This window comes from Bacillus luti, assembly GCF_009739945.1.
Lineage (GTDB): Bacteria > Bacillota > Bacilli > Bacillales > Bacillaceae_G > Bacillus_A > Bacillus_A luti.
This window is the reverse complement of record NZ_CP040336.1, coordinates 3,645,504-3,669,172: the sequence shown is the minus strand read 5'-3', so window position 1 is coordinate 3,669,172 and position 23,669 is coordinate 3,645,504. Positions and strand designations below refer to the sequence as shown.

28 protein-coding genes and 1 riboswitch are annotated in these 23,669 nt (G+C 35.3%); of the genes, 24 read left to right on the top strand and 4 right to left on the bottom strand.

The annotated features are described in order from the left end of the window. The first annotated feature begins 154 nt into the window (after nt 1-154). From resD to EUC40_RS18575, 4 genes are all read left to right on the top strand, one after another. Entirely contained in the window at nt 155-871 is a 717-nt protein-coding gene (gene resD / locus EUC40_RS18590) for a DNA-binding response regulator ResD (protein WP_002017976.1), read from the top strand. Then, nucleotides 871-2,646, top strand: coding sequence for a sensor histidine kinase ResE (gene resE, locus EUC40_RS18585; protein ID WP_084064359.1), 1,776 nt, complete (start codon nt 871-873; stop codon nt 2,644-2,646). The genes resD and resE overlap by 1 nt, the downstream gene beginning before the upstream one ends. Nucleotides 2,647-2,782: 136 nt before the next feature. Continuing rightward, a complete protein-coding gene (locus EUC40_RS18580; RefSeq protein ID WP_156576243.1) occupies nt 2,783-3,364 on the top strand; it encodes a cob(I)yrinic acid a,c-diamide adenosyltransferase in 582 nt (193 codons plus the stop codon). A gap of 84 nt (nt 3,365-3,448) precedes the next feature. Then, the gene (locus tag EUC40_RS18575) at nt 3,449-4,063 is read left to right on the top strand and encodes a peptidoglycan DD-metalloendopeptidase family protein (protein WP_156576242.1); all 615 of its coding nucleotides are present in this window, start codon (nt 3,449-3,451) and stop codon (nt 4,061-4,063) included. Between the two features lie 177 nt (nt 4,064-4,240). Here EUC40_RS18575 and EUC40_RS18570 read toward each other — a convergent pair whose 3' ends face one another. Beyond that, nucleotides 4,241-4,927, bottom strand: a complete 687-nt coding sequence (locus EUC40_RS18570; RefSeq protein ID WP_000710834.1) for a hypothetical protein — start codon at nt 4,925-4,927, stop codon at nt 4,241-4,243. 248 nt (nt 4,928-5,175) lie between these two features. Beyond that, nucleotides 5,176-5,315, top strand: a riboswitch (FMN riboswitch). A gap of 162 nt (nt 5,316-5,477) precedes the next feature. On the opposite strand from EUC40_RS18570, the gene EUC40_RS18565 reads away from it, so the two are divergent. After that, nucleotides 5,478-6,056, top strand: a complete 579-nt coding sequence (locus EUC40_RS18565) for an ECF transporter S component (RefSeq protein ID WP_000810847.1) — start codon at nt 5,478-5,480, stop codon at nt 6,054-6,056. Nucleotides 6,057-6,172: 116 nt separating this feature from the next. Here the strand turns inward: EUC40_RS18565 and EUC40_RS18560 are convergent, their stop codons facing one another. Next, a complete protein-coding gene (locus EUC40_RS18560; RefSeq protein WP_001151996.1) occupies nt 6,173-6,421 on the bottom strand; it encodes a ferredoxin in 249 nt (82 codons plus the stop codon). A 304-nt stretch (nt 6,422-6,725) separates the two neighbouring features. Between EUC40_RS18560 and EUC40_RS18555 the strand changes: the two genes are divergently transcribed. The 12 genes from EUC40_RS18555 to EUC40_RS18500 all read left to right on the top strand — a co-directional run bounded on the left by EUC40_RS18555 (nt 6,726) and on the right by EUC40_RS18500 (nt 16,716). Then, complete coding sequence (locus tag EUC40_RS18555; RefSeq protein ID WP_156576241.1) at nt 6,726-7,787, top strand: YpbB family protein; 1,062 nt, start codon at nt 6,726-6,728, stop codon at nt 7,785-7,787. Further along, nucleotides 7,777-9,306, top strand: a complete 1,530-nt coding sequence (locus EUC40_RS18550) for a RecQ family ATP-dependent DNA helicase (protein ID WP_071709798.1) — start codon at nt 7,777-7,779, stop codon at nt 9,304-9,306. The genes EUC40_RS18555 and EUC40_RS18550 overlap by 11 nt, the downstream gene beginning before the upstream one ends. Continuing rightward, nucleotides 9,306-9,869 (top strand): CPBP family intramembrane glutamic endopeptidase, encoded by a 564-nt coding sequence (locus EUC40_RS18545; protein ID WP_071709797.1) that lies wholly within the window; start codon nt 9,306-9,308, stop codon nt 9,867-9,869. The genes EUC40_RS18550 and EUC40_RS18545 overlap by 1 nt, the downstream gene beginning before the upstream one ends. 22 nt (nt 9,870-9,891) lie before the next feature. Then, nucleotides 9,892-10,371, top strand: coding sequence for a LysM peptidoglycan-binding domain-containing protein (locus EUC40_RS18540; protein ID WP_001231539.1), 480 nt, complete (start codon nt 9,892-9,894; stop codon nt 10,369-10,371). A 66-nt stretch (nt 10,372-10,437) separates the two neighbouring features. Then, nucleotides 10,438-11,214: a metallophosphoesterase gene (locus EUC40_RS18535; protein ID WP_071709796.1), complete on the top strand. Its 777-nt coding sequence runs from the start codon at nt 10,438-10,440 to the stop codon at nt 11,212-11,214. Continuing rightward, on the top strand, nt 11,214-12,089 hold the full coding sequence (locus EUC40_RS18530; RefSeq protein ID WP_156576240.1) for a MerR family transcriptional regulator: 876 nt from the start codon (nt 11,214-11,216) through the stop codon (nt 12,087-12,089). Before EUC40_RS18535 ends, EUC40_RS18530 begins: the two co-directional genes overlap by 1 nt. 77 nt (nt 12,090-12,166) lie before the next feature. Beyond that, complete coding sequence (locus EUC40_RS18525; RefSeq protein WP_071709794.1) at nt 12,167-12,775, top strand: genetic competence negative regulator; 609 nt, start codon at nt 12,167-12,169, stop codon at nt 12,773-12,775. A 336-nt stretch (nt 12,776-13,111) separates the two neighbouring features. Further along, nucleotides 13,112-14,398, top strand: coding sequence for an NAD-specific glutamate dehydrogenase (gene gudB, locus EUC40_RS18520; RefSeq protein ID WP_071709793.1), 1,287 nt, complete (start codon nt 13,112-13,114; stop codon nt 14,396-14,398). A gap of 78 nt (nt 14,399-14,476) precedes the next feature. Further along, nucleotides 14,477-14,686, top strand: a complete 210-nt coding sequence (locus EUC40_RS18515) for a hypothetical protein (RefSeq protein ID WP_071709792.1) — start codon at nt 14,477-14,479, stop codon at nt 14,684-14,686. Between the two features lie 93 nt (nt 14,687-14,779). Next, nucleotides 14,780-15,016, top strand: a complete 237-nt coding sequence (locus tag EUC40_RS18510; RefSeq protein ID WP_001983018.1) for a DUF3961 domain-containing protein — start codon at nt 14,780-14,782, stop codon at nt 15,014-15,016. Nucleotides 15,017-15,095: 79 nt separating this feature from the next. Then, nucleotides 15,096-15,626, top strand: a complete 531-nt coding sequence (locus tag EUC40_RS18505) for a peptidoglycan recognition protein family protein (protein ID WP_156576239.1) — start codon at nt 15,096-15,098, stop codon at nt 15,624-15,626. A gap of 109 nt (nt 15,627-15,735) precedes the next feature. Beyond that, entirely contained in the window at nt 15,736-16,716 is a 981-nt protein-coding gene (locus EUC40_RS18500; protein ID WP_156576238.1) for a YpdA family putative bacillithiol disulfide reductase, read from the top strand. 31 nt (nt 16,717-16,747) lie between these two features. On the opposite strand, the gene ansA is transcribed toward EUC40_RS18500, so the two are convergent. Then, entirely contained in the window at nt 16,748-17,722 is a 975-nt protein-coding gene (ansA, locus tag EUC40_RS18495) for an asparaginase (RefSeq protein ID WP_071709789.1), read from the bottom strand. Between the two features lie 178 nt (nt 17,723-17,900). Here ansA and EUC40_RS27025 point away from each other — a divergent pair, with 178 nt between their 5' ends. The 4 genes from EUC40_RS27025 (at nt 17,901) to EUC40_RS18480 (ending at nt 21,426) form a co-directional block, all read left to right on the top strand. After that, nucleotides 17,901-18,074, top strand: a complete 174-nt coding sequence (locus EUC40_RS27025) for a YpfB family protein (protein ID WP_084064354.1) — start codon at nt 17,901-17,903, stop codon at nt 18,072-18,074. 130 nt (nt 18,075-18,204) lie between these two features. Continuing rightward, nucleotides 18,205-18,882 (top strand): (d)CMP kinase, encoded by a 678-nt coding sequence (cmk, locus tag EUC40_RS18490; RefSeq protein WP_071709788.1) that lies wholly within the window; start codon nt 18,205-18,207, stop codon nt 18,880-18,882. A gap of 333 nt (nt 18,883-19,215) precedes the next feature. Further along, nucleotides 19,216-20,364 (top strand): 30S ribosomal protein S1, encoded by a 1,149-nt coding sequence (rpsA, locus tag EUC40_RS18485; RefSeq protein WP_071709787.1) that lies wholly within the window; start codon nt 19,216-19,218, stop codon nt 20,362-20,364. 12 nt (nt 20,365-20,376) lie between these two features. Further along, nucleotides 20,377-21,426, top strand: coding sequence for a type 2 isopentenyl-diphosphate Delta-isomerase (locus EUC40_RS18480; protein WP_071709786.1), 1,050 nt, complete (start codon nt 20,377-20,379; stop codon nt 21,424-21,426). A 308-nt stretch (nt 21,427-21,734) separates the two neighbouring features. Here EUC40_RS18480 and EUC40_RS18475 read toward each other — a convergent pair whose 3' ends face one another. Then, the gene (locus tag EUC40_RS18475) at nt 21,735-21,869 is read right to left on the bottom strand and encodes a YpzI family protein (RefSeq protein WP_000513898.1); all 135 of its coding nucleotides are present in this window, start codon (nt 21,867-21,869) and stop codon (nt 21,735-21,737) included. A gap of 117 nt (nt 21,870-21,986) precedes the next feature. Between EUC40_RS18475 and EUC40_RS18470 the strand changes: the two genes are divergently transcribed. The 3 genes from EUC40_RS18470 to EUC40_RS18460 are packed head-to-tail and all read left to right on the top strand — an operon-like array spanning nt 21,987 to nt 23,666. Then, nucleotides 21,987-22,598, top strand: coding sequence for a YphA family membrane protein (locus EUC40_RS18470; protein WP_156576237.1), 612 nt, complete (start codon nt 21,987-21,989; stop codon nt 22,596-22,598). Then, on the top strand, nt 22,591-23,484 hold the full coding sequence (locus tag EUC40_RS18465) for a YIEGIA family protein (RefSeq protein WP_156576236.1): 894 nt from the start codon (nt 22,591-22,593) through the stop codon (nt 23,482-23,484). Before EUC40_RS18470 ends, EUC40_RS18465 begins: the two co-directional genes overlap by 8 nt. Beyond that, entirely contained in the window at nt 23,481-23,666 is a 186-nt protein-coding gene (locus EUC40_RS18460; RefSeq protein ID WP_071709783.1) for a capping complex subunit for YIEGIA, read from the top strand. The genes EUC40_RS18465 and EUC40_RS18460 overlap by 4 nt, the downstream gene beginning before the upstream one ends. Nucleotides 23,667-23,669: the final 3 nt, after the last annotated feature.

Sequence of the window (23,669 nt, the reverse complement as noted above, 5' to 3'; positions counted from 1 at the left end):
TGGAAAAAAATTGAACAAACTTTATTATTCTTGTGAAGCATAATATGGAAAGTGAAACATTTAGAAGATTGCTTAAATAAACGAGAATAGCGCAACATAATAGTGTAGAAGGGTAGGTGTGAACCGTTGTGGTAAAAGTACGCAACGGGTAAAAATGGAAAATGAATCAAGAATTTTAATTGTAGACGATGAGGATCGTATTCGTCGTTTGTTGAAAATGTATTTAGAGAGAGAACAATACACAATTGATGAAGCAGACAATGGTGATACAGCTTTAGAAATGGCACTGCAAAATGATTATGATTTAATCCTATTAGATCTTATGATGCCTGGTAAAGATGGTATTGAAGTGTGCAAAGGGGTTCGTGAGAAGAAAGCGACGCCGATTATTATGTTGACTGCAAAGGGTGAAGAAGTAAATCGAGTACAAGGGTTTGAGGTAGGAACTGATGATTATATTGTGAAACCATTTAGCCCACGTGAAGTAGTGCTTCGAGTGAAAGCGGTCTTACGCCGTTCTGTACCGACAACATTCTTTACACAAGATACAACGACAAAAGATGTTACTGTGTTCCCTCATTTAACAATTGATAATGATGCACACCGTGTAACAGCAGATGGTAATGAGGTGAACTTAACACCGAAAGAGTACGAATTACTATTATTCTTAGCGAAAGCGCCTGATAAAGTATTCGATCGTGAGCAATTGTTAAAAGAAGTATGGCAATATGAATTCTTCGGAGATTTACGTACAGTTGATACGCATGTAAAGCGTTTGCGTGAGAAGTTAAGCAAAAAATCACCAGATGCTGCGAAGATGATTGTTACCGTTTGGGGCGTAGGTTACAAGTTTGAGGTTGTGAACGACTGATGCTTTGGAGAAGTGTAGTAGGGAAGTTATGGATGACCATATTACTTCTCGTTTCGTTTGTACTTGGATTTGTTGCGATTTTACTTTCACAGTTTTTTAGAACATATTATGTTGATATGAGTGAAGCTAGGCTTCAAAAAGTTGCAACAAGTGTTTCAGAGTTAATTGAAGAAGGTGCGGATGTAAAAACGATTGAGAATATCGCGTACAAATTCTCTGATCCACTTTCAAGGATCATTATTGTAGAAGATGGTAAAGAAATATCTTCTTCGCCGAAACAAGAAGGGTTAGTCACTCTTACAATGGATGATTTGAAAGAGGATAAAGAATTAGCGGCTGTTTTTACAGACAAAAAAGAAATTAAGAATAACATTAGAAAAGCTTCTAATAGTAGAAAGAATAAAAACACTGAAAATGATATTATGATTGTCGGAAAACCAGTACAGTCAAAAAATCAAAGTGCAGTGTTCGTATACGAATCTTTACAAGTACCGATACAAGGTATGGAGAGAACGACTGATTTTATATTCTTATCAGCAGGGATTGCGATTATATTAACGACGTTCTTTGCATTCTTCCTATCTACTCGAATTACAGCGCCACTCCGTAAAATGCGTGAGGTTGCTTTTGAGGTGGCGCGTGGGAAGTTTGATGCGAAAGCTCCTATGGTATCTCAGGACGAGATTGGTGAGCTTGCAACGGCCTTAAATCAAATGGGAAAACAGTTGAAGTTTAATATGAACGCTCTGCAGCAAGAGAAAGAACAGTTAGCTAGTATTTTAAGTAGTATGGCAGATGGGGTTATTACGTTAAATCAAGAAGGTGCAGTCGTTGTAATCAATCCGCCAGCTGAACATTTCTTACAAGTTTGGCAAGAAGAAAAAGAGATAGAGCTAAGTAAAAAACTACCTTCTGAACTTGTGGAACTATTCCATCTCGTTGTAGAAAGCGAACAACAACAAGTGGTTGAAATTAATTTACAAAAAGGTAATTACGTAGTTCTTATGACACCGCTTTACAACCAAACAAAAATTCGCGGGGCGGTAGCTGTATTGCGTGATATGACGGAAGAACGCCGTCTTGAGAAGATGCGTCAGGACTTTATTGCGAACGTATCACACGAGCTTCGTACACCGATGGTAATGCTTCAAGGGTATAGTGAAGCAATTTTAGATGATATTGTGCAAACGAAAGAAGAAATTAATGAATTTGTTCAAATCATTTATGATGAATCTGTTCGTTTAGGTAAACTTGTAAATGAATTATTAGATTTAGCGCGTATGGAAAGTGGTAATGTAGAGTTACATATAGGTGAAGTTGATATTCATCCTTTCGTTGAAAAAATAGGTCGTAAATTCCAAGGGATTGCAAAGGATAAAGAAGTCGCATTAACGGTTGATTTCAAAAATCCAATTGAGCAATACCCGTTTGATGCAGATCGTATGGAACAAGTATTGACGAATTTAATTGATAATGCAATTCGTCATACGAATGCAGGCGGACATGTAACGCTTGTAATTGATACGAAAAATAATGGTCTTATTTTTGAAGTACAAGACTCGGGTGCTGGTATTCCAGAAGAAGATATTCCATTTTTATTTGATCGTTTCTACAAAGCTGATAAAGCTAGAACACGTGGAAAAAAAGGTGGAACAGGACTGGGGCTTGCGATTGCAAAAAATATTGTGCAAGGCCATGATGGCAAAATTGCTGTTTCAAGTGTTGTTGGAGAGGGAACTACATTCTCTGTATATTTACCGAATCGTATAATTTAGATATCTATTTTTAAAGTTGATAATGAATAAAGTTCTGCTGTTTTTTATTTTTTTGTAAAATCAATTAAATAAATAATAGTAGAACTTTTTTCTATCTTAGTCGAATGAAGAAGAATAAGAGGGGTGTCGTAAAGCGATGAAATTATACACAAAAACAGGAGATAAAGGGATAACAAGTGTAATAGGCGGCAGAGTGGATAAAGATGATATCCGAGTGGAAGCATATGGCACGATAGATGAGGCGAATTCTCATATTGGATATGCGATGGCTAAGCTACAAAGCGAGTCTTTTGGAGATATTTACAATGAACTTGAAAATATTCAACATGAACTATTTGATTGCGGGGGAGACTTGGCGATAGTAGCGGGGAAATTTCCTTATAAAGTAAAAATCGAAATGGTAGAAAGCTTAGAAAAAAGAATTGATTCGTATATAGAAGAAGCACCGCCGCTAGAGCGCTTTATTTTACCCGGTGGAAGTGAGTCGGCAGCTGCTATTCACATTGCACGTACAGTTGTAAGGCGAGCAGAACGATGTATAGTGTCTTTACAAAAAGAAGGGGAAATAAATGAAGTTGTTCTAAAGTATGTAAATAGATTATCTGATTATTTGTTTGCGGTAGCTAGAGTAATAAATGCTCGATTACAAGTGAAAGATGTGGAGTATAATCGCAGTGCAATCGTTTTTCGAGATAAAAAAGAGAAGGAAGTGGAGTGATTCACTTTCTTTTTTTGTATACTTTTTTCTGTAATATACCAAAATAGAGAAGGTATGGCGGTGATTAGAAAACGGAGGATGTATATGAAAGTGTTAAAATGTGGCGTCTTGTTATTGACTGTATTGTATTTATCTCAATTACATGTTTACGCAGAAGAAAATCGATGGACATGGCCCGTTGAAGGTCAGATAAGTGATTATTTTGGGACAAGAAATGGAAAACACTATGGTATTGATATAGCGGCACCGATCGGAGCGCCTGTGGCAGCCATTCAAGATGGGAAGGTTACAAAGTCTTATTATTCAAGTAGTTATGGGAATGTTGTATTTATTAAACATGGAGAATATGAGGCTGTGTATGCACATTTAAATAAGAGATATGTAGTTCAAGGGGATTATATTTCAAAGGGGGAAATAGTTGGAGAAGTAGGGAATACAGGAGAATCGCGAGGAGCGCATTTACATTTAGAAGTTCATCAAGGAAGGTGGACGATGGCGAAAAAGAATGCGATGAATCCATTGTTTGTTTTAAATGAACAAAGAAATGAAGTCGCTTCTTCATCATTATACATCGTGCAAAAAGGAGATACTTTAGTCGGTATTGCGCGGAAATTTAGTATGACAGTTAATGAAATTAAAGAAAAAAATGGATTGCAGCAAGAGCGAATTTATCCAAATCAACAATTATATGTTAAGTAAGGGAAACGTGCCGAAAGTATAAACTTTGAATAGATTTATTTTTTAAAGATGACGATAGGAAATGAAATTGTATCGATGTTTTGCCAAAAGATAGCGACTTAGCAACGAAATATTATAACAAGAGCAACTTATTTCTAACAGAAAACCGTCCCAAAATATATTTTGGGACGGCTTCTTTTACCAAAAAATAAAGACACATATAAATCCAGAAATAGCTAAGTAGCTATATAAGTAAAAGACTTTTGTTCTTGTTTTCTCATTTGTCCGAAACAGTACAATAGTCGGTTCAATTAAACCGATTGTCAGACAGAGTAGGCCAAGAAGCATACAACCAATTGAAATAGAGTACAAGGCGATTTGTGGTGCTTGAAATGGAATCATCCATTTTAATAAAAATGCAATAAGTGCAGTGTAGCAAATGCTGCCGATGTATTTATTCAAAGGTGTATTAGAACGAAAACCAGGAAGTTTTTTTAAGAAAGAGCGGGAAACAACTTCTGTTTGTAAAGTTGTATGCTCCTCGATAATTTTTTGAGCTTCTTTTCCTTTTTGGAAAAGGGATAAAATCCAGTTTCGCTCACCTTGAAAAATAAATTGAGACGTTGTCAAATAGTGATCAACTTTCACTTTATTCCAATTCTTCCATGGATGACGTTCGCACAATTTTAATTTACTTTCTGTCTTTTTATCATACTGATAAATACTGATGCCATCTTCATCGAAAGCAGCATAGTATGTCTCGCTTGAGAATGTGCCTAAATCGATTGGACAGCAGAAAAGTAATTCTTTTTTTAAATAAAAGTATTCTTTTCTTAAGTTTTTTTTCATTGCTTCTCGAATAGAGTGTCTCTTATCTTTCTTCATGACATTTCCTCCATAATTCAGAAAATGTTCTTATCTTAACAATTCAACATCTTATCACTTTTAATTATATATGACTAGGGAATTCATAAGAGAAATGCCGAATAATAAAAAATATGGGTTGTATTGTAAAATATTTCGTCATTTTTATTAGGTTATTAAAAATAAATAACTAATTTTTAATAAGTTACAATTTTTTAGTTCACAATGTTATGAGGTTGTTGTATAATGAAGGGGAAAATAGAATATCGGTCTATCTTCGGGGCAGGGTGAAAATCCCGACCGGCGGTGATGAACTATGTATGATTTTGTTCTAAGCCCGCGAGCCGTTAAGGCAGGATTTGGTGTGATTCCAAAGCCGACAGTATAGTCTGGATGGGAGAAGATGGAGGTTCAAGCGTTCAAAAAAGATAGGTATTTGAACGTCTGTTTGATGTGCCTTAAATTCTCCCTTTGTGTAAAACACAAAGGGTTTATTCATTCTATGAAAAAATAGGCATAGCAGAACCTTTCCACTTTCCATGAGATGATCGATGGAAAAGGAGAGAGAAAGATGAAACAAAAAAACAGTGTAGTGCAGATGGTGAGTGTAGCGATGCTAAGTAGTATTGCATATTTACTGATGATGTTGGATTTCCCGTTCCCAGGGCTTCCGCCATTTTTAAAAATTGATTTTAGTGATGTGCCGGCTCTAATTGCAGCAATTATTTTCGGACCAATTGCGGGAGTAATTGTAGAGGCGATAAAGAATATTTTACATTACGGGATTCAAGGAAGTTTAACGGGTGTGCCAGTTGGAGAAATTGCAAACTTTATTGCAGGATGTTTATTTATTGGACCAGCGGCTTTCTTATTTAGAAAGTATCGTACTGTAAAGAGTTTAACGTCAGGATTAATGCTAGGGACAATTACAATGGCGCTTATCATGAGTGTATTAAACTACATCATCATATTCCCAGCTTACACTTGGTTTTTAAATTCACCAGCTATGTCTAGTGAGGCGATAAGAACAACAGTTGTAACGGCAATCTTACCGTTTAATTTGATTAAAGGAATTGTTGTGACAATTGTATTTGTAGCGTTATTTTCACGCCTGAAAGTATGGGTGTTTGCAAAAATGAAAAATGCATAGAAGATAGAATAAAACCATTAGTAGTATGGAACTGCTAATGGTTTTTTATTAAGTATTATGCAAACAAAAAATGCCCCTCATTAATATGAGGGGCATTTTTTGAAGTTAATAAAAGACTATTCGAATTTTAAAGCGTCGCCGTCAAATGATTCGTCAGCAACTTTAATTGAGTCAGTTGGACAACCTTCGAAAGCATCCATCATATCTTCAAGTAATACATCTGGAATTTCAACGATACCTTGGTTATCGTCTAATGTTACGAATGCAATACCTTCATCATCATAGTCGTAAATGTCTGGTGCAGCAGCGCCACAAGCACCACATGCAATACAAGTATCTTTATCAACGATTGTATATTTTGCCATCTTTTTTCCCTCCTGATAATATGTATGTGAAAAGCTCGTCATAAAAATTATAACCTTATTGTAAAACGGTTTTTAAAACTTTTCAACATAAAATTATAATGATAATGCTTATCAATTAGAGTGTCAACTTATTTTTGCATTATGTCATAAGATTTTCAAAATACGTAAATGTTATTTCGTTTGGTACAATAGAATATATACAAGTATATAGTGCCGATATGATAAGTTTAATGGGTAACGGTAGACGGTGCAGGTGCAATCGTACCGAAAAGCAATTAAGTTAGATTGAAAGGTGGAAGCGGTAATGCAACTACAATATACTTTATTGTATTGTTTAAAACAATTGAATGGTGAAAGGACCGTTTCTTCTATTTATTATTTATTAAAGGGAAAACGTTCTTCGCAAACGTTACAAGATGGAAATATGTTCCGAATTTCCTTTTTGTTTGGGATATATAAATCGTTAAATAGAACTGAATATGATCGTGAAGTTGCAAAGTTGTTACAAGCGGATTTGATTCAAGAAATACATGAAAATACATATTTGTTAACATCTAAAGGTAACGTGCAGTTACATACATGGGAGGAAGTATATGCTTTTCCGGCGTATTTACACGGTTTGCACTATGGTGAATTAGGTGAAACATTTTGGAAAAGATTATCCTTAATTATTCAAACTATATCTAATTTACAACGGAATAATACGAAGTTTATTCCGATTCAACAAGATACAGAAATCATGGTGTGGGTAAAACGCTTTTTAACAGGTATACCGTATAGGCGAAATGAATTGGCGAAAAGATTATGGAAAGAAATACATAATCTTTTAGGTAAAGGTGATGTGGTAGAAGCGACGATTGTAACATATCGATTAACAGGATATGAACGTATAGGTTGTACATTGCAGCAATTAGCGGAAATTACGAAACAAGATATATTCAGGGTGTACTTTTTATTTTGGGGTACAATTCATTTCCTTATACAAGAAGTTCGTGATAAAGAAAATGAATTTCCATTATTAGCTGAGATTATCTCTTATCCAAATGAGAGAGCGGAATTATTTAGTTTATCAACGAAAAAAACATATAATTTTTGGAAGCAAGGGCGCTCTTTAGAAGAAATAGCTACAATTAGAAATTTAAAGGTTGCGACGATAGAAGATCATTTTGTTGAAATTGCTTTGCGAGAAAGAGATTTTTCTATCGAGATGTTTATGAAAAAAGACAAAATAGATAAAGTAACAAAAGTAATTGATGCATTACAAACACGTAAGTTGCGTGAGTTGAAACAAGCGGTTGGAGAGGATATCTCTTATTTTGAAGTCCGTCTTGTATTGGCACGGATGGAGGGTATAAATGAAACTTGAGGAATATTTACATAGGTGGTTTGGATATTCTGAATTTCGTCCAGGGCAAAAAGGGGTAATTACAGATTTATTGGAAGGAAAAGACGTTATAGCGATGCTTCCGACCGGAAGAGGGAAGTCTATGTGCTATCAACTTCCAGGGTTAATGCAAGAAGGAACAGTACTTGTTGTATCACCATTATTATCTTTAATGGAAGATCAGGTTACACAATTAAAATATGTTGTGAAAAACAGAGTGATAGCATTTAATAGTTTTCGGACATTACATGAAAAAAGAGAAGCAATGAAAAAATTAGCTTCATATAAATTTATTTTTGTTTCACCAGAGATGTTACAGTCGGAATTGTTAATAAGAGAATTGAAGAGAATTCATATTTCATTATTTGTTGTGGATGAGGCTCACTGTATTTCACAATGGGGTTATGATTTTAGACCGGACTATAAAAAACTAAATGTAGTTATTGAGAATATCGGGTCTCCTGCGGTGCTAGCATTAACTGCAACCGCGACGAAAGATGTACTCCGAGATATAGCAGAGAGTTTAGATTTAAAGAATGTGACGCAGCATGTATACTCCATTGATCGTCCGAATATTGCAATGGAAGTACAATTTGTGGAGACGATAGAAGAGAAGAAGGAAGCGCTTTTGGATCAGGTGATGTATTTACAAGGTCCAGGGATTGTATATTGTTCAAGTAGAGCGTGGACAGAACGTTTAACAGAATACTTAAGAGGAAAAGGCGTTACTGGTGTCGCTTTTTATCATGGTGGTATGGAACATGAAGAGCGTATGTTAATTCAACAGCAGTTTATGAATGACCAGTTGCAGCTTGTAATATGTACAAGTGCTTTTGGCATGGGAGTAAATAAGGCGAATACGAGATATATTATTCATTTCCATTATCCGACTAATATAGCTTCTTATTTACAAGAAATCGGAAGAGCTGGAAGAGATGGTGAACCGAGTATAGCTATATTACTATGTAGTCCGTTAGATCACGATTTGCCAATTTCAATAATTGAAGATGAATTGCCAAGTAAGTCGCAAATACAATTTTTATTTTCTTTACTACAAGAAAGAATGTTTCAAACGAAAGAATTACCAATAGAAGAGGTAGAAGAAATTTGTTATAATGCAGCAAGATTTAATGAACAATATTGGCGTTTTATCCGCTATCATCTCGAACAGCTTGGAATCATACAACAGCGAAAATTAATATTGGAGAGCTTGTCAGATGAAATTATGAATAGAATAGTAGCTGAAGTAGAATTAAGGCTACGTAATAAATATAGTGAGTTAGAAAACATGAAATCATGGATACAAGTGAAAGGATGTAGGCGTGAATATTTGCTGCAACAGTTCGGTTATAGAAAAGAGCAAGAATTAAAAAACTGCTGTGACTATTGTAGTATTACAAAAACAGATTATAAAAAAAGACAAGCGCAACAATCGGATTTCGACTATAATTGGGAAACAGAGTTACAAAAGCTTTTCGGCCTAGAAAAGATGGAGGAATGATGAACATTCAAAGGCATAATATTGAAGATATGAGTCCGAAGGAAATAAGACTGAACTTGTATATAACACAGTTAATTATTATTGGTATTGGCTGTTTACTAGCATATATATTATTTCAAGATATAAAAGCAGTATATAGTCTTTGGAAATGGGAACCGGTGTCTATACTTATAATAGGTGGCTTGTTAGCGATTGGTATTGTGTTATTAGATTATGTTGCAATGCGAGTATTTCCAGAGTCGTGGTTTGATGATGGGGGTATTAACGATAAAATGTTTCAAGGGATGTCAGTCATGCAATTGCTTGTTATTACGTTCGTGATTGGCTTTGCAGAAGAATTTTTATTTAGAGGCGTAGTGCAGACTCATTTTGGAATTGTAATAGCGAGTTTCGTATTTGCAGTGTTACATATTCGATATATAAAAAAGCCTTTTTTGTTTTGTTTCGTCTGTTTCATTAGTTTTGTCTTTGGCTATGTATTTGAATGGACAGGAAATTTGTTTATAACAATCTTTGCACACTTTCTTGTTGATTTTATAATGGGACTCCAATTAAGAAAATAAATGGAAGGTGGTGGTGAACAACATGAGGAAACGAATTCCTGATTTTGAAGAGGAACTAGAAGTTGAGCGAGTGGAAGAAGATGAAAGTTTACCGCCGCGTAGTGAAATTCATAGAAATAAAGAGAAAAAACAAAAGTTTAAAATGAATCATATTTTCGTCCGGGTTTTAACATTCCTATTCATATTGCTTCCAATTAGCATATTATGGTATACGGATAAGTATATTCAGGTGAAAAGTGATAGTAATAATGCTGGGAAAAGTGCATTTGAAGTAATTTTCTTTGATTCAGCTAAATCTGAATCGCCAAAACAGTCTGAAAAAGTGGCGACGCATACGGTGAAAGAGGGAGAAACTTTAGAAAGTATAGCGAGGCAGTATTTTTCAGATGAAAGTGGAATTGAAGTGATTAAAAAATATAATAATTTACAAGAAGATGAAGTAAGTGTAGGCCAAGAATTAAAAATTCCAATAAAAGATAAGTCCGCGGAGCAAGAAAGCTAGTAAAATAAGTGACTTATAGTTTGTTATAAAAAGAAGATTACCTTTATAAGGAGGGGAGGAAAAAATATGATATGGATTATATTATTAAGTACTCTCATATGTATAGGTATTCTATTTCTTCTTGTAATGTATAAAGAAGCGATGCGTAATACTGTGTTGGAACATACTTTAGTATTTAAAGAATTTCCGAAAAGTTTTCAAAAAGTGAATGTGTTTTTTATTTCTGATATTCATAGAAGAGTCATTTCAAATTCGATAATTGAACAAGTAAAAGGAAAAGTAGATCTTGTCATTATTGGTGGTGATTTGGCAGAAAAAGGCGTCCCCTTATCAAAAATCTCTGCCAATATTCAAAAATTAAGAGAAATAGCTCCTGTATATTTTGTCTGGGGAAATAATGATTATGAGATTGAATATCATGAATTAGATGCTTTGCTATTAGAAAATAATGTGAAAGTTTTAGATAATACAAGGGTTGTATTTGAGTCTGAATTAGGAGAGAAGATTTGCTTACTCGGTGTAGATGATGTTGGATTGAAGCGTGATCGTTTAGATTTAGCGTTGGCAGATTGTAAAGAAGAGGGTTTTCGCATACTAATTAGCCATAACCCTGATATAATAAATAAAATGTCTGGAAAAGAACAAATTTCACTTGTGTTAAGTGGACATACACATGGAGGACAGATTCGATTATTCCCATCTGAAAAATATTTAAAGGGTGGCGTATATAATCATTCAAATATGACTCTTTTTGTTAGTAATGGGTATGGAACAACATTGATCCCGCTTCGTTTTCGAGCACCTGCTCAAACTCATATTATTACTTTATGCGGAGGGAAATGATGCCAGCTCTAAATGGAAAATATAATATAAAAGCTGTTTCGAATATAATTGGAATTCAGCCGAGTACACTTCGTGCATGGGAAAGACGTTATCATATTATTGCTCCAAAGCGAAATCATGCGGGGCATCGTTTATATACAGAGGAGCATATTCAAACTCTGCAATGGTTAATGGAGAAGGTTTCTTCCGGTATGATGATTGGACAAGCAGTTCAATTATTAGAAGGGAATCGTTTGCAGAGTAACGTTCAAGAAGAATTATATTCTGATAAAGAAGTTGTTTTAGTGGACGATTTACTACAAGCTTTGTTAAAATTTGATGAAATTACAACTTCTGCATTATTAAACGAGGCTTTTAGTATATATTCAACAGAAAAAGTTGTAGCAAGTACTATTCTTCAAGTGGCAAACAAATTGCAAACGTTAAAAAATAATAATGAGATTACAATGGCGCAATTTCAATATGTAGTCTCTTTTTTGCAAACTCGTTTAGGAATGGTATATCATAACGCGTCATCGTTTACTTCTTTACACAAAGTTATTGTTTTAGAAAATACTATGTTGAAAGGATTTGTCTTCTCAACGTATTTGCGCTTAAAAGGATATGAGGCGATATATATTAGGACAAGTTTTGAGGAAGATGGTCTTTTGTCAGCTGCTGAACAAATACAGGCAAAGTATTTATTTGTATCTTTTGAAGATGGACGAGAATGTAAACGGGCGATGAATTTTGTTAATTTGTTACAAGAAAAAAGTAGAGACCTTTCTGTTGGACTTATAGGAAAAATAGGTGCTCGAGATCAGTTGAACATTCAAACGATCCTAATCGGTGATACGAAAAAAGAATGGGATGAATGGTTAAAAGTGTCAGAATAGTTGTTCGAAAAGAACCATCTATTTTCTATTTCATATAATAAAAATTAGATTCATTGGTTACGTAGGGAGGGTATGAGATGAGGCTGGAACGATTAAATTACAATAAGATAAAAATTTTCTTAACATTTGATGATTTATCTGAACGAGGATTAACGAAAGAAGATTTGTGGAGAAATGCACCGAAAGTACAGCAATTATTTCGTGATATGATGCAAGAAGCAAATAAGGAATTAGGATTTGAAGCAGATGGTCCGATTGCAGTGGAAGTATTTTCTCTACAAGCACAAGGAATGGTTGTAATTGTTACGAAAGAAAATCAAGAAATGGATACAGATGATGAGTTCCGTGACGAGTTTATTGAAATGCAAGTGACTCTAGATGAAAGCGAACATATACTATATGAATTTGCTACACTAGATGACGTAATTAACCTGTCGAATCGTTTATATAACCTTGATGTAACTGGCGGAAAACTATATACGTGGGATGGTCGTTTCTATCTTTGGATGGAAGAAGAGGAGCAAGTTCAATTACTGAAGGCAGATTTTATAGCTATTTTAGCGGAATATGGTAATCCGTCTACAGCAACTATTTATCGTCTAATGGAGTATGGTAAAGAACTAATGGCTACTCAAGCAATTGAACAAATACACAACTATTTTGTAAAGAAAGAAAACCTCAGCTAAAGTAGAGTAGCTTGAGGTTTTCTTTTTATTTGGCCAAGGGTAGTAAATCTAAAATGTTGAAAATATAGCTGATTGCAAATGTTTGTTTACGTTTTTCTTCGTCAAATAGATCCGATTTTTTTGTAATGTATTTGATGAAAATGAAAAATATTTAAATATTTAAGTATTTTACTTTTCTAAAAGCAATAAAAGGACTATAATAATAGTGAAAACGCTTGCAACAGAAAATAGTTTGTATATATTTGTTAGCGTTTTCTATTGCATTCCAAATTTAAGGGTGTATACTAGGCAATGAAGGTTTACTAAACAAGTGAAATTACAGGGGGTTTACTTACTATGGTAGCCGAAAAGGGAACTCAAACAAAAACACAACAACAAAGGGAACAACATTTTGAACTATTGAATTCAACACAAATTGTTATTAGTGAAGCATTAGAAAAATTGGGTTATCCAAACGAAGTGTATGAATTATTAAAAGAACCAATTCGTATGATGACAGTGAAAATACCAGTTCGTATGGATGACGGGACTGTTAAAATATTTACAGGATATCGTGCGCAACATAATGATGCTGTTGGTCCAACGAAAGGTGGAATTCGCTTCCATCCGAATGTAACAGAAAATGAAGTGAAAGCACTTTCAATCTGGATGAGTTTAAAATGTGGTATTGTTGATTTACCATATGGCGGAGGTAAGGGCGGAATTATTTGTGACCCACGTGAAATGTCATTCCGTGAGTTAGAAAGATTAAGTCGCGGTTATGTACGAGCAATTAGCCAAATCGTAGGGCCGACGAAAGATATTCCAGCTCCAGATGTATTCACAAATTCTCAAATTATGGCGTGGATGATGGATGAGTATAGCCGTATTGATGAGTTTAATTCACCAGGATTTATTACAGGTAAACCACTTGTATTAGGTGGATCACATGGACGTGAAACAGCAACAGCGAAAGGTGTAACAATTTGTATTCGCGAAGCTGCAAAAAAACGTGGCATTGATATTCAAGGTGCACGCGTTGTTGTTCAAGGGTTCGGTAATGCTGGTAGCTTCTTAGCTAAATTTATGCATGATGCAGGCGCAAAAGTTATTGCAATTTCAGATGCTTACGGTGCATTACATGATCCAAACGGATTAGATATTGATTATTTATTAGACCGTCGTGATAGCTTCGGTACAGTAACAAAACTATTTAATAATACAATTTCAAACAAAGAATTGTTAGAACTTGATTGCGATATTTTAGTTCCAGCTGCAATTGAGAACCAAATTACAGAAGAAAATGCTAACAATATTAAAGCGAAAATCGTTGTTGAAGCAGCAAATGGTCCAACAACATTAGAAGCGACTAAAATTTTAACAGATCGCGGAATTTTACTTGTTCCAGACGTATTAGCAAGTGCTGGTGGTGTAACAGTATCTTACTTTGAGTGGGTACAAAATAACCAAGGTTACTACTGGACTGAAGAAGAAGTAGAACAACGTTTAGAAAAAGTAATGGTAAGATCATTTGACTCTATTTATGAAACAGCACAAGTTCGTAAAGTGAACATGCGCTTAGCAGCGTATATGGTTGGTGTTCGTAAAATGGCTGAAGCAAGTCGCTTCAGAGGTTGGGTATAATATTATAATGTGAGAAAACGTGATTCCTTTCGAGGGAATCACGTTTTTTTGTTGAAGTATTAGAGTGAGGTGTTGTATATGGAAAATGAAATGATGGAACGAGTAGAACAATTAGAAGAAAAGGTTAAGAGGTTAGAGGGAGAACTCGCAAGAACGATGAGAGCCAAAAAAACAAGTATCGTTCGGGTGTTCGGGGAAGGGCTACTGTTTTTAATATTTGGTGCTGTTGTAGTAGGACCGATTATCGCTTTTATATTGGTAATTATTAATTGGTTTGTTGAAAAATAAAATGAAATTTAAAAAGAACGCTTGTTCTACACGAACAAACGTGCTATACTCTCCTTAGATAAACAAAACGGAAATGATTTTAAGGAGAGATAAATGATGAAAATGACAGTAGACCAAAGATTTATGATGCCAGCAGATGTTGTAGAAAGAGTGGAAGTATTACGAAACAAACAAAGTAAGCGCGGCACATTATTACAATCAGTAAATAAATTTTTCGGTTTAGATACGAAAGAAGATTGTGTTTGGTTTTACGGTTTTTATGGAGTCGCTGTAAGTATTTTATTATTTATGGTGTTCACATCAAATATTTTCGATTTTCTCTTCGCGTAAGAAATATGCGATAAGGACATTGCTACCGAATACATATATAAGGAAGTAAGGTAATCTTCTGAAGTGGGAGTTGGTAGTAATGGCGATGTTTCCTATAGAGCGTAACTATATTGGATATGGAAGTTCACGACCGGGAATTCCTCTTTCTAAAGTAAGGTTTATTGTAAGTCATGATACGGGGAATCCTGGTAGCAATGCGATAGGGAATCGGGATTATTTTAACGAGATACAACCGAAAGCCTCGGCACATACATTTATAGATGACAAAACAATATTAGAAATTGTTCCTATAAATGAAGTTGCCTATCATGTTCGATATGGTGTGCCGACAGATAATGACTTATACGGTTATGATGCCAATAAGGCTGCCATTGGAGTAGAACTTTGTTATGGTGGTAATGTTAACTTTTGGGAAGCATATACCCGTTTTACGTGGTATCATGCATATTTATGTCAAAATTTCGGCTTGAATCCGAAAAAAGATATCGTATCACATAAAACGCTTGATCCAGCAAGAAAGATTGATCCTGAAAATGTATTAAGGAAACAAGGTATTAAATTTCAGCAGTTTTTAGCAGATGTCTATCGGATGTACGTTTCGTTTAGATGACAAATATATGAAAAATGAATACAATAAAGATAGGTGCCTACTGCTGTAAGTAGGTTTTTTCTTGTTTTTATAAATAGTGTATTGGTAGAAGACTAGGAGTGAACCGAGTATGCAGAAAGAAACAGCTATCATAATTGGAGGCGGTCCGTGCGGATTAGCAGCAGCAATTTCGTTGCAAAAGGTAGGGATAAATCCGTTAGTAATTGAAAAAGGAAACATTGTAAATGCCATTTATAATTATCCGACACATCAAACATTTTTCTCTTCTAGTGAAAAATTAGAAATTGGTGAAGTGGCTTTTATTACAGAAAATCGTAAACCATTTCGAAATCAAGCGCTTGCGTATTATCGTGAAGTAGTGAAGCGCAAATCTGTACGAGTGAATGCGTTTGAACGAGTGGAAAAAGTTCAAAAAGATGGAGAAGTTTTTCAGGTTGAGACGACAAAACGTGACGGAAGTAAAGAAATATATATAGCGAAATATGTTGTTGTAGCAACTGGATATTATGACAATCCGAATTATATGAATGTTCCAGGTGAGGAATTGAAGAAAGTGGCTCACTATTTTAAAGAGGGACATCCTTATTTTGATCGAGATGTAGTAGTTATAGGTGGGAAAAACTCGAGTGTAGATGCTGCGTTAGAACTTGTTAAAGCGGGTGCGCGTGTAACGGTACTGTATCGCGGAAGTGAGTATTCACCAAGCATAAAACCGTGGATTTTGCCGGAGTTTGAGGGATTAGTACGAAACGGCACAATTCAAATGCATTTTGGTGCTCATGTGAAGGAAATTACTGAGCATACATTAACGTATACAGTTGATGGTGAGGCATATACAATCCAAAATGATTTTGTATTTGCGATGATTGGTTACCATCCTGATCATAGCTTCTTAACGAAGATGGGTGTTCGGATTGATGAAGAAACAGGACGTCCGATTTATGCCGAGGATACAATGGAAACGAACGCTGAAAATATTTTCATTGCAGGTGTAATTGCTGCTGGAAATAATGCGAATGAAATATTTATTGAGAATGGTCGATTTCATGGAGATGCGATCGCGCAAACCATTGCATCAAGAGAAGAATAAAAAAAGCTGTCGAGAAACCTCGACAGCTTTTTTATTCGTGCATAAACATATTTTGAATTGCTTCATGAGAATTTGTATTCTCTAGTGCGACTAATAATTTAATGCGTGCTTTTTGAGCATTTAAACCGTATGTGAATACAATGCCCATATCTTTTAAGTGTTTGCCGCCACCTTCATACGAATATACGTCTTGAACGATACCGTTGAAGCAGCGAGAAACTAATACGACAGGAATTCCTTTGTTTATTAATCGTTCTAGACTAGGAAGTGTTCTTGGAGGTAAATTACCTTGTCCAAGTGCTTCAATAACAATTCCATCTACAGGAAGGTTTTCGATTGCTGCTAATAATGTATCATCCATGCCAGCATATGCTTTTAGCACAACTACATTTTTAGACACTTTGTTTACTGTATATGTTTCGTGATGTACTAAAGCGTGATGGAAGACAACCCCGCGTTTTGTTACCATCCCAATTGGTCCATATTGTGGGCTTTGGAATGTCGCGACATTACTTGTATGTGTTTTCGTTACGTTTGTAGCACAGTGAATTTCGTCGTTTAATACGACGAGAACGCCTTTTTCTGCAGCTTCATTACAACTAGCAACTTTTACAGCGGATAAGAAGTTATATAGACCGTCAGCACCTAATTCATTACTAGAACGCATTGCACCTGTAACAACGATTGGAATAGTTGCTTGGACTGTTAAATCTAAGAAATAAGCTGTTTCTTCTAATGTATCCGTACCATGCGTAATGACTACGCCATGAATATCGTCTTGTTTTACTCTTTCGTCAATGATGACTTGTAATTGTAGCATTTCACTCGGTGTCATATGAGGAGATGGTAGATGGAACACATCTTCCACGATTAAATCGACATCGCCTTCTAAATCAGGAATGAATTTTAAAAGAGGATTTTTTTCACCTGGTTGTACGACCCCAGTTTCTTTATCTTCCTCCATTGCAATTGTTCCACCTGTGTGTAAAACTAGGATTCTTTTCAATGTTTATACCCCTTTCAAGTAAAAAATACATTTAGAACATAACATGTTTTGAGTAAATTCGACAATGGAAATGTATAAAAGTATGCTTGGAAAATGACAATAAATATAGGGACTCTCTGCATGTTTTATAAAATCAGGAATGAAATGTGTAAATAGAAGGTAGAAAGGAACGAATACTTTGAAAAAAGTGGAGAAAATTTTTATTCGTATTTTAGTAATACAATTCATTTGTCTTTGTGTTGTGCAATTGTTATTTATACATAAGTCCTCGGTGAAATATTTGTCTAAAATTGTTTATTATGAAGGCGTCGTCGCGAAAAATAAAGTAGAAATCTTGCCGGTGAATAGGTAGTTTTCATTTTCTTCTATGAAGGAGTATGCTACAATAATTGAGGATTTAATGACGTGAAGCAAATGAGAAGAAGCAGGGATGAATACCTGCTTTTCGTTTTGTTTTATAAGTGAAAAAATGAGGTGTTACAATGGATAAACGAATTTCAATTGCTATAGATGGTCCAGCTGCAGCTGGGAAAAGTACAGTTGCAAAAGTTGTTGCAAAGAAACTTTCTTACGTTTATATTGATACAGGCGCAATGTACCGTACAATTACATATGCAGCCCTTGAGCGAAAAGTGGACATTGAAAATGAAGAGAAGTTAATGGAAGTTGTAAGGAATGTAAATATTGAATTTCAGCAAGGGGAAAATTCACAACTTGTATTTTTAAATGGACAAGATGTTTCTGAAGTAATTCGTACACCAGAAGTGACGAATCAAGTATCAATTGTAGCGAAGCATCGCCTTGTGCGTGAAGAAATGGTACGTCGTCAACAAGAATTAGCGAAAAAAGGCGGCGTTGTAATGGATGGCCGTGATATTGGTACACATGTAATGCCAGATGCTGAAGTGAAAATCTTTATGCTTGCTTCTGTGGAAGAAAGAGCGGAAAGAAGACATTTAGAAAATATAAATAAAGGTTTCGATTCTAATTTAGAGCAGTTAAAAGAAGAAATTGCTCAGCGTGATAAGTTAGATTCAGAACGCGAAGTTTCTCCTTTAAAAAAGGCTGATGATGCATTGGAATTAGATACAACTTCTTTATCAATTGAAGAAGTTGTCCAAAAAATTATGGGCATTGTTTCAGGAGTGTTTGCGAAGTAAAGAAAGGGGATTATCCTCTTTCTTTTTTGTTTATATAGAAATGTAAAGGATACGTGAATTATGAGTCTCTTTCCTTGACAAATGGGCGAATTTGTAAGAAGTTAGTTAGAGAAGGATAAAACTTTCAGAATATATTCGCTATTATATTTCAAAACATACTTTTTTCAAGATGATTTTGCTGTATACTATTTATATAGGATTAATATATTTTCTTGTGAATAGTATTGAAACAGAGTATGTGATGATAAATTCTTAAACATGCAAATGAAAACTTTTGTTTTCATTTCGTATATACATAAAAATGCTTTGTCAATTCTGTAGGGAGGTATTTCCATGGTAGAGAAAATGAATGAAGAAGTTATGGATTCAAAAGAATTACAAGTTGGTGACGTTGTTACAGGTTCTGTAACGAAAGTTGAAGAGAAGCAAGTGCTTGTAAATGTTGGATACAAAACAGATGGCGTAATTCCGATTAGTGAATTAGCTAACGTTCATATTGAAAAAGCAAGCGATGTTGTAGAATTAGATCAAACACTAGAATTAAAAATTATTAAATTAGAAGAAGATGATCTTGTTTTATCTAAACGTGCTGTTGATGCAGAAAAAGCATGGATAGAATTACAAGAAAAATTCACTTCTGGTCATGTATTTGATGTTACTGTAAAAGATATCGTGAATGGTGGATTAGTTGTGGACCTTGGCGTTCGTGGTTTTATCCCAGCTTCACTTGTAGAAGTGCATTACGTAGAAGACTTTACTGACTATAAAGGTAAAACATTAGCGGTAAAAATTGTTGAATTAGACCGTGAAAAAAATCGTGTAATCCTTTCGCATAAAGCGGTAGTAGAATTAGAACTAGATTCTAAGAAAAAGGAAGCAATTTCTTCATTAAAAGAAGGGGACGTTGTTGAAGGAACAGTACAACGATTAACAGATTTTGGTGCATTCGTTAACGTTGGTGGTGTGGACGGTTTAGTTCACATTTCACAAATTTCTCACGAGCGTGTAGAACAGCCTTCTGAAGTATTAGAGCAAGGTCAAAAAGTAAAGGTAAAGGTGCTATCTGTTGATGCTGATACACAACGTATTTCGTTATCAATTAAAGCAGCTCAGCCGGGACCTTGGGAAAATGTTGCGGGTGAAATAAAAGCTGGAGATATTCGTGAGGGAGTAGTAAAACGTCTTGTTACATTCGGTGCATTCGTTGAAATTTTACCTGGTGTAGAAGGACTTGTGCACGTATCTCAAATTGCAAATCGTCACGTGAAAAATCCAAATGAAGTATTGGAAATGGGACAAGAAGTAACAGTGAAAGTGCTTGAAGTCCATGTAGCAGAGAAACGAATTTCTTTAAGTATAAAAGAAGCGCTTGAGGAAAATAATGTAACTGAAGATTACAGTCAGTATGAACCAAATGCTGATTCTGCTACTTTCCAATTAAGTGATATTATTGGTGAACAACTGAAAAAATTAAAGAAATAAAGAGGGGTACAAGTGGTAAGGGCAAAACGTAAATTAGATCATATTGAATACGCTCTTTCTACTGGTCAGTCTCGTACGCATGGCTTTCATGATATTGATTTTGTGCATCAAAGCTTGCCAAATTCAAGTTATGATACGATAACATGTGAAACAAAAATCGGCGAACTTTCACTAAGTTCGCCGATTTTTATCAATGCGATGACTGGTGGTGGGGGAGAGCAAACGTTACATATTAATGAACAATTAGCATATGTAGCGAAACATCATAATCTCGCTATGGCTGTTGGTTCGCAAATGGCAGCATTAAAGGATGAGAATGAAGTAGCTTCGTATAAAATCATTAGAAAAATAAATCCAAATGGTATTTTCTTTGCCAATTTAGGTAGTGAGGCAACTACCGAACAGGCAGATCGTGCCGTTGATATGATTGAGGCGAATGCACTGCAAATTCATTTAAATGTTATACAGGAGTTAACGATGCCAGAAGGAGACCGTGATTTTACTGGTGTACTGCAGCGAATTGAGCAAATTGTTTTAAAGAGCGAAGTTCCGGTCATTGTAAAAGAAGTTGGATTTGGGATGAGCAAGGAAACAATGCAACAGTTAGCGAGTATAGGTGTAACAGCAATTGATATTGGCGGACAAGGTGGTACCAATTTTGCTGCAGTTGAAAATGAAAGAAGACAGCGTATGCTCTCTTATTTTAATAACTGGGGCATACAAACAGCTACCTCGATTATTGAAGCAACCTCTACAAATAATAACCTCTCTTTTATTGCATCTGGGGGCATACAAACAGCGCTAGACGTAGCAAAGGCGATCGCGTTAGGGGCAAATACAACTGCTTTTGCTGGATACTTTTTACGCATTTTAATGCAAGATGGCATCGAGAAGTTAGTGGATGAAATTGATCTTCTACATACAGATTTAAAATTTATTATGACAGCTCTTGGGGCAAAGACGATAGAAGAATTACAATCTGTACCTCTTGTTGTAAAGGGTGAAACGTATCATTGGTTAACGCAGCGTGGAATTGATACGACGCATTATAGTAGAAGATAAAAAATCAACCAAACGGTTGATTTTTTTTGTATTCCATTCGTTTTAGTGATATAAGGTGAGGGATGGAATTAATATTCTATAAAAATGAAATTATTCCTATATATAAACATTATCTTGTAAAAGTTGCGACTGAAAAATGTGGATAGTGTGCTATTGAATTACTGGATAAGGGTTAATTTTGCCAAGGGAAATGAGCAGGGGGTAAAAATAAATTGTAGAAAGATTCGCATGTGAAATGTTATTTCAATATAAATATAAAATATGAAAAAGACGGTTTCGTACAATATCGAAACCGTCTTTTTGTATGATTAGTGCTGATTCTGCTTTCGAGCTTGCTCCGGTGTATCAAGTCCAGTTGCACCCGGATATTGTAGTGATTGGTCGCGATCTGATTCAACGCGGCGTGATTCTCTTAGTTTTTTTTCTTGGCGATCTTTACCCATTGTGAATAGCACCTCCTTATTAAAAGTGTTGCTGTTATATGAAAAAACTATGCGTAAAGAAAGGGGGATTAACTTTCATAAAAAGTTCCCATAATGGAAAACATAGGAGGTGAAATGATGGATGGGAATACTTTTTATTTTGTAGCTTGGATAGGGTGGACTATTGTAACTTTTTTTATGAAAAAGGACTCTGTTCGGTGGAAGTTAAGCGTTTGTATACTGGTGTTTATAATTTGCTCCCCATTACATGTGACGATTGCTTCATTTACGGTATCAGTAAATGCTTTATTGCTTTGTATTATTTCTTTTTTCGGGATCACGCTATATTCTATTTGGAAAAAATTATATGGCCTACTTTCGGCACTTATTATTGCAATGTTATATACAAGTTTTCATTTGTTAGAAGTATATGATCCAATTTGGATTGTAATGGACAGATTGTTTTTGTTAAGTAGTGCTCTTGTGTATGCATCGGTTTTATTACAGGGTGATCGCATATTGAGATTATGTTCCCTTTATATCGGAATGTTACAAGGTGAATTGTTAGTGACACTTATTTTTCGAAAACTACATTTTCCTTATGATTACGGTAGTTTAGCGTTTTTGGATATCATCGCCGTTTCTACATTTTTTATGGCAATTTTGTATTGGATTGCAAAAGCATCAGTATATATGGAGCAGTTTAAGAGAAAGACACGTAAAAGAAAGGCGAGGGTAATACATGACTGAATACACACCGGCCATTTTATGTGGCGTAATAGCGGGGACAGTAACGAGGGTGTTAATGCTTCGGACGGATACGAGGCAATATCCGACGAGGCTTCACGGGAAAATTATTCATATTGCAATGGGATTAATTGCAGCTGCTTTAGGAGCGATTGCTATCCCGTCAATTTTGAAAAAAGATTTTTCTGCCATTACATTTCTTACGTTAGCAGCGACACAATTTCGTGATGTACGTAATATGGAAAGAAATACGCTTCAACAATTAGATGGATATGAGCTCGTACCGCGTGGAAATACATATATTGAAGGAATTGCATTAGTTTTTGAAAGTCGTAACTATTTGGCGATGTTAACATCGTTTGCAACGACGTTTGCGTATATAGGATTCCGTTCGTGGATTGCTGGAGTAATTATGGCTATCATCGCATTCTTTATTGCGAAAAAATTAATGTCTGGCAGAAGACTTCATGATCTTGTAGAGATTGAACATGTTCCGCTGCGTTTTGAAGGAGCAGGACTTTATGTCGATAATATTTATATTATGAATATTGGATTGCCGATAAGGCAAGATGAAATTATGGAATATGGCATGGGATTTATTTTGAAACCGAAATCGATTGATGCGATGGTTACTATTTCTAATTTAGGGCAACGTCAAGCGATTTTACATGATGTTTCAGTTGCTTTGGGGGTATATAGAGATTCTGGAACACCAGCTCTTGTACCGTTAGCAAAGCGTGATTTAGCGAGTGGAAGAATCGGGATTTTCGTTCTTCCGCAAGATAAAGATGCTAACAAGGCAATAAGTGTAATAGGAAATGTACCGACGTTAGAAAGTGCTGTCCATATGTCATCGGAAGCCCCGAAAGGAAGGGGAGATAAGAGATGATGTTAGAAAGTGTTATTCTTGCGGTTATTACAACAAAGCCAGAGAAGTTTGCAGGTGGTGCGCCTTTATTTACTTGTGACTCGACAGAGGAACTAGAATTTGTTGCAAATAATTTAGAGGCAATTTTAGATGGGATTGCGCATCGCTTACAAGAGAATGTATATATTATTGTGAAACATTAGCAA